The sequence below is a fragment of the Parolsenella sp. genome, from assembly GCF_982402205.1.
Genome location: NZ_CEVYAT010000123.1, coordinates 1 through 4,920 on the forward strand (window position 1 = coordinate 1; position 4,920 = coordinate 4,920).

Sequence of the window (4,920 nt, forward strand, 5' to 3'; positions counted from 1 at the left end):
GGCGCTCTCGGGCGAGGTGACGTGCGCCCTGCGCGTGCGCACCGGCGCCATCTGCGATCCGTACGAGGTGGCCCTCTCGGCCCTCGAGAACGCCGTGCGCAATGGCGTCGAGGTCCGCTTCGACGCGCGCGTCTGTGATATTACCCGCCCCGGCAACGGTGCCTTTGACCTCGTGCTCGCTGGCGGCGAGGTCGTGCGGGCGCGTGCCATCGTGAACGCCGCGGGCGTGCACTCGGCCCAAATCCACAACCTGCTGAGCGCAAGCAAGCTAAAGATCGTTCCCGTGCGCGGCGAGTACCTGCTCTATGACCCGCGCCTGGGCTCCACCTTTGCGCGCACCGTGTTCCAGGTGCCCACGGCCAAGGGCAAGGGCGTGCTCGTGAGCCCCACCGTCCACGGCAACCTCTTCGTGGGTCCCAGCGCCACCGAGCAGGACGACCCCGACGCGCTCGGCACCTCGGCAGCTGGCCTCGCGGGCATCGTCGAGGGCGCGCGGCGCACCTGGCCCGGCGCGAGCGCGCGAGACGCCATCACCAACTTCGCCGGCGTGCGCGCCAAGGGCACCAACCACGACTTCGTCATCGGCGCCTGCGATGACGTCCCCGGCCTGTTCGATGTCGCCTGCCTCGAGTCGCCGGGGCTTACGAGCTCGCCTGCCGTGGGCGTCGAGATCGCTTCGCAGGTGGGCGAAAGCCTTGGCCTCGCGCGCCGGTCTGACTTCTGGCCCACGAATCCGCCGCGACGCCGCCTTGCCTACATGAGCGCGGCCGAGCGTGAGGAGGCCATCGCCAAGGACCCCGCCTGGGGCGAGGTAGTGTGCCGCTGCGGCAACGTGAGTGCGGCCGAGGTCGTGGCCGCGCTCCACGGTCCCGTGCCGGTGCTGTGCCTCGACGCCCTCAAGTGGCGCGCGGGCGCCATGATGGGCCGCTGTCACGGCGGATTCTGCACGCCCGAGCTTCTGCGCGTTGTCTCTGCCGAGCTCGGCGTGGCTCCCCAGGACGTCGACAAGCGCTTGCGTGGCTCGTGGATGGTGGCGAGCGCGCGCCCCGACTATGTTGAGCTCGCCCGGGGTGAGCGCAAGGCGCGCAAGGGCGACGCGACCTCTGCTGACGCCAGCGGCGCGCCCGCCGACGAGCCCTACGACGTCTTGGTCGTTGGCGGGGGAGCCGCGGGCATGGCGGCAGCTACTTCCGCTCACGAGCGGGGTGCCGCCCGCGTGCTGCTCGTCGACCGCGCGAGCGAGCTGGGCGGCATCATGTGCCAGTGCGTCCACAACGGCTTTGGCCTCAAGCGCTACAAGGACGAGCTCACGGGCCCCGAGTTTGCCGCTCGCGAGGCGGAGGAGCTCGCCCACGCGGGCGTCGAGGTCTGGGACGGCGCCACCGTGCTCTCGCTCCACGTAACAGACGACGGCGCGCCCTCCACGCTCGAGGTCGTTCGTCCGCGGGGCTCGTATGCGGTGCGCGCCCGTGCGGTGGTACTCGCATGCGGCTCGCGCGAGCGTGGCTTTGGCGCCCTGGGCATCGTGGGAGACCGCCCCTCAGGCATCTACACCGCGGGCTCCGCGCAGTCGCTCATCAACCTGCAGGGCTGCGTGCCGGGCCACCGCGCCGTGATCTTGGGCTCGGGCGACATCGGCCTCATCATGGCCCGCCGCATGACGCTCGAGGGCATGGAGGTCGAGGGCGTCTACGAGCTGCTCGACCACCCGAGCGGCCTCACGCGCAACATCGTGCAGTGCCTGGACGACTTTGGCATCCCGCTGCACCTCTCGCACACGGTCGTCGCCACCCACGGCTCCGCGCGCCTCGAGTCGGTCGACATCGCCGAGGTCGACCCCGCGACGCGCCGGCCCATCCCTGGCACCGAGGTGAACGTCGCGTGCGACACGCTCGTGCTCTCGTGCGGGCTCATCCCGCAAAGCGAGCTCGCGCGCGAGGCGGGCATCGAGATCTCGCCCGTCACGGGCGGCGCGGTGGTAAACGAGCGCCTCGAGACGAGCGCGCCGGGCGTCTTCGCCTGCGGCAACGCCCTGCACGTTCACGACCTCGCGGACTTCGCTGCTGCCGAGGGCGCGCTAGCGGGCGAGGCCGCCGCGGCCTGGGTGGCTAGCGGTGCGCGCGGGGCGAGCGACCCCGCCCCCCGTCGAGGCGGGGGCCGGCGTGCGCTATGTCGTGCCGAGCCGCATTGACGGCGCTGGGAGCGACCCCGTGACGCTTGCCTTTAGGCCAAGCAAGGTCATGCGCGGCGCCCGCTTCGTCATCGAGGCCAGGCGGAGGGGCGACGTCACCGAGCTTGCGAGCCGCAGGCTCAAGGTTGCCCTGCCTGCGGAGATGTGCCGCGTCGCGGTGCGCCCGCCCACGTCGTGGGACGAGGTCGAGGGCGTCGAGGTCCGCATCGAGGAGGATGAGCGCTAATGGCAGACAAGCAGCTGCGCGAGGTCACGTGCACGTGCTGCCCCACGGGGTGCACGCTTGTGGTGGAGCTCTCGTCGTCCGGCGAGGCCGTCTACGTCTCGGGGGCGGGATGCGCCCGCGGCAAGAGCTACGGACCTGCCGAGCTGACCCACCCCGAGCGCGTCGTGACCACCACGGTGTGCGTGCCGGGCGTGGCCGAGCCGTTGTCCGTGCGCACGAGCGCTCCCGTCCCCAAGGGGCTCATGGCCTGCGTCGTCGCGGCGGCCAAGGCGGCGGGGGAGGGCTGCTCTGCCCCCATCGCCCTGGGCGACGTCGTCGTCGCCAACGTCTGCGACACGGGTGTTGACGTCATCGCCACCCGCGCCGTGGGCTAACCCGGTTCTTTCCCACTCCTCTCAATCGGTGGTTCTTCCTTATCCCTCCTTTCAAATTCCTAGGAATATGGGCATATAGCTATCCCCTAAAAGCTAATTACCTCGTTTTCCTAGGAATCTGATTCCTTCGCTGCAAGGCTGGGGCAAGAGACGCTTCGCGCTGTGGAATGAGGGCATTCGGGGCCAGCCGCCACGGCGCTATACTTGGCATCATTAAGCCAGCCAACGCCATCAGGGGAGTCGCCGCATATGCCACAAGCCACGATCGATCCCGCCCTCGCACCCCAGCATGGCCTGCTCACCCTACGGGCGCTCGAGGATGCCGGTCATGAGGCCTGGGTCGTGGGCGGCTGGGTGAGAGACGCCCTGCGCGGCGTGGTGGCTCACGATGTTGACGTGTGCACGAGTGCCCCCTGGCCACAGTCGAAGGTCGCCCTCGAGGCGGCGGGCTTTGTCGTGCACGAGACGGGCACGGCTCACGGTACCGTCACAGCCGTCGTCTGCGGCGAGCCCGTCGAGGTCACGACCTACCGCATCGACGGCGCCTACACTGACCAGCGTCACCCCGACTCCGTGACCTTCGTGACCGACGTGCGCGAGGACCTCGCGCGCCGCGACTTCACGGTTAACGCCATGGCCTGGCATCCGACCCGTGGGCTTCTCGACCCCTTTGGCGGGGCAAAGGACGTTGCTGTGGGCGTCATCCGCGCGGTGGGCGACCCCGCCGTGCGCTTCGACGAGGACGCCCTGCGCATCCTGCGCGCGGTGCGCTTCGCCGCCCGCCTTGACTTTGACATCGAGCCTGCCACGCAGGCGGCCCTGCGCGCCGCCGCCCCCACGCTTGCGGGCGTGGCCCAAGAGCGCATCGGCACCGAGCTGCGAGGCATCATGGTGTCTGGCCGCGCCGCGTGGGCGCTTCGTCACCAGCGCGAGGTCATGTTCGCCGCGCTTCCCGAGCTTGCTCCGATGGAGGGCTTCGACCAGCGAAGCCGCTATCACTGCTTCGACGTGCTCGAGCACACCATTTGCGTCATGGAGGGTGTCGAGCAGCTCACTGTTGGCAAGGCAAGCGAGCGCCTGCGCTGGGCCGCCATGCTTCACGACATAGGGAAGCCCACGAGCTTCACGGTCGACGAGGCCGGCCAGGGACACTTCTATGGCCACCCCGGACGGGGCCGCGACATCTCCGCGACTCTCCTGCGTCGTCTCGCCATCCCTCACGAGCTCGCCAATCCCATCCTTGCCCTCGTCCGCTACCACGACCGCCCCTGCGCTCCCAAGGTCGAGCCCGTGCTCAAGCTCACGGCCTCGGTGGCCGCCATGAGCGGGCTCAAGCGACGCGACGAGGTCCTTGAGCTCATGCGCGAGCTCGTCTGCCTGAGGCGCGCCGACGCGCTCGCGAAGGCGCCGGCCTACCGCATCTACGCCCGCGAGCTCGATGACCACGAGGCCGTTCTCGAAAAGATCGAGCGCGAGGGCCTGTGCTGGAGCACCCGAGACCTTGCCGTAAGCGGCGCCGACGTCATGGCCGCCTGCGGCATCGCGCCTGGCCCCGCGGTGGGCGAGAGACTCTCGGCCCTGCTTGCCGACGTCATGGCTGAGCGCGTTCCCAACGACCGTTCGTCGCTTCTCGCATGGCTGGGACGCGGATAGCGGGGCGCCCTCAGGGCTCTTCTTGGTGGGTATCATGGTCTCTCGTTACGAATGTCCTATTAAAACCGCAGGTGGATTGCGTAGGCAGAATATTTTTACGCTTCTCACAAAAATTTTTCCAAAAAGTACTTGCGCGGACCCTTGCTCTTCCGTATAGTTCTTTCTCGCGCTGAGGCGCAGACAGGCATTGCAACTTTGGGATGTCGTCTAATGGCAGGACAGCGGATTCTGGTTCCGTCAATGGGGGTTCGACTCCCTCCATCCCAGCCATTGCATTTGCTACATATGGCCCGTTCGTCTAGCGGTTTAGGACGCCGCCCTCTCAAGGCGGAGATCACCAGTTCGAATCTGGTACGGGCTACCATGAGTTCTTCGGGGCACGTAGAGCCCCTCTACATATGGCCCGTTCGTCTAGCGGTTCAGGACGCCGCCCTCTCAAGGCGGAGATCACCAGTTCGAATCTGGTACGGGCTACC

Annotated in this window: 4 protein-coding genes and 3 tRNA genes; all 7 read left to right on the top strand. The window is 68.4% G+C overall.

The features are described from left to right. Positions 1-2,191, top strand: a 2,191-nt coding sequence (locus tag AC1VTH_RS06655) for an FAD-dependent oxidoreductase (protein ID WP_481335382.1), incomplete at its 5' end; no start/stop codon positions are given. Beyond that, positions 2,163-2,417: a hypothetical protein gene (locus AC1VTH_RS06660; protein ID WP_481335383.1), complete on the top strand. Its 255-nt coding sequence runs from the start codon at positions 2,163-2,165 to the stop codon at positions 2,415-2,417. The genes AC1VTH_RS06655 and AC1VTH_RS06660, both read left to right, overlap by 29 nt. Continuing rightward, a complete protein-coding gene (locus tag AC1VTH_RS06665) occupies positions 2,417-2,791 on the top strand; it encodes a DUF1667 domain-containing protein (protein ID WP_481335384.1) in 375 nt (124 codons plus the stop codon). Before AC1VTH_RS06660 ends, AC1VTH_RS06665 begins: the two co-directional genes overlap by 1 nt. Positions 2,792-3,040: 249 nt before the next feature. Continuing rightward, positions 3,041-4,444, top strand: a complete 1,404-nt coding sequence (locus tag AC1VTH_RS06670) for a CCA tRNA nucleotidyltransferase (protein WP_481335385.1) — start codon at positions 3,041-3,043, stop codon at positions 4,442-4,444. 196 nt (positions 4,445-4,640) lie between these two features. After that, a tRNA-Gln gene (locus AC1VTH_RS06675) sits at positions 4,641-4,714 on the top strand. Between the two features lie 17 nt (positions 4,715-4,731). Further along, a tRNA-Glu gene (locus tag AC1VTH_RS06680) sits at positions 4,732-4,808 on the top strand. 36 nt (positions 4,809-4,844) lie between these two features. Beyond that, positions 4,845-4,918: transfer RNA gene (locus AC1VTH_RS06685), tRNA-Glu, on the top strand. Positions 4,919-4,920: the final 2 nt, after the last annotated feature.

Excerpts from the sequence above, each read along its gene's own strand:
- AC1VTH_RS06665 (WP_481335384.1), top strand. The coding sequence starts at position 2,417 with ATGGCAGACAAGCAGCTGCGCGAGGTCACGTGCACGTGCTGCCCCACG.
- AC1VTH_RS06670 (WP_481335385.1), top strand. The coding sequence starts at position 3,041 with ATGCCACAAGCCACGATCGATCCCGCCCTCGCACCCCAGCATGGCCTG.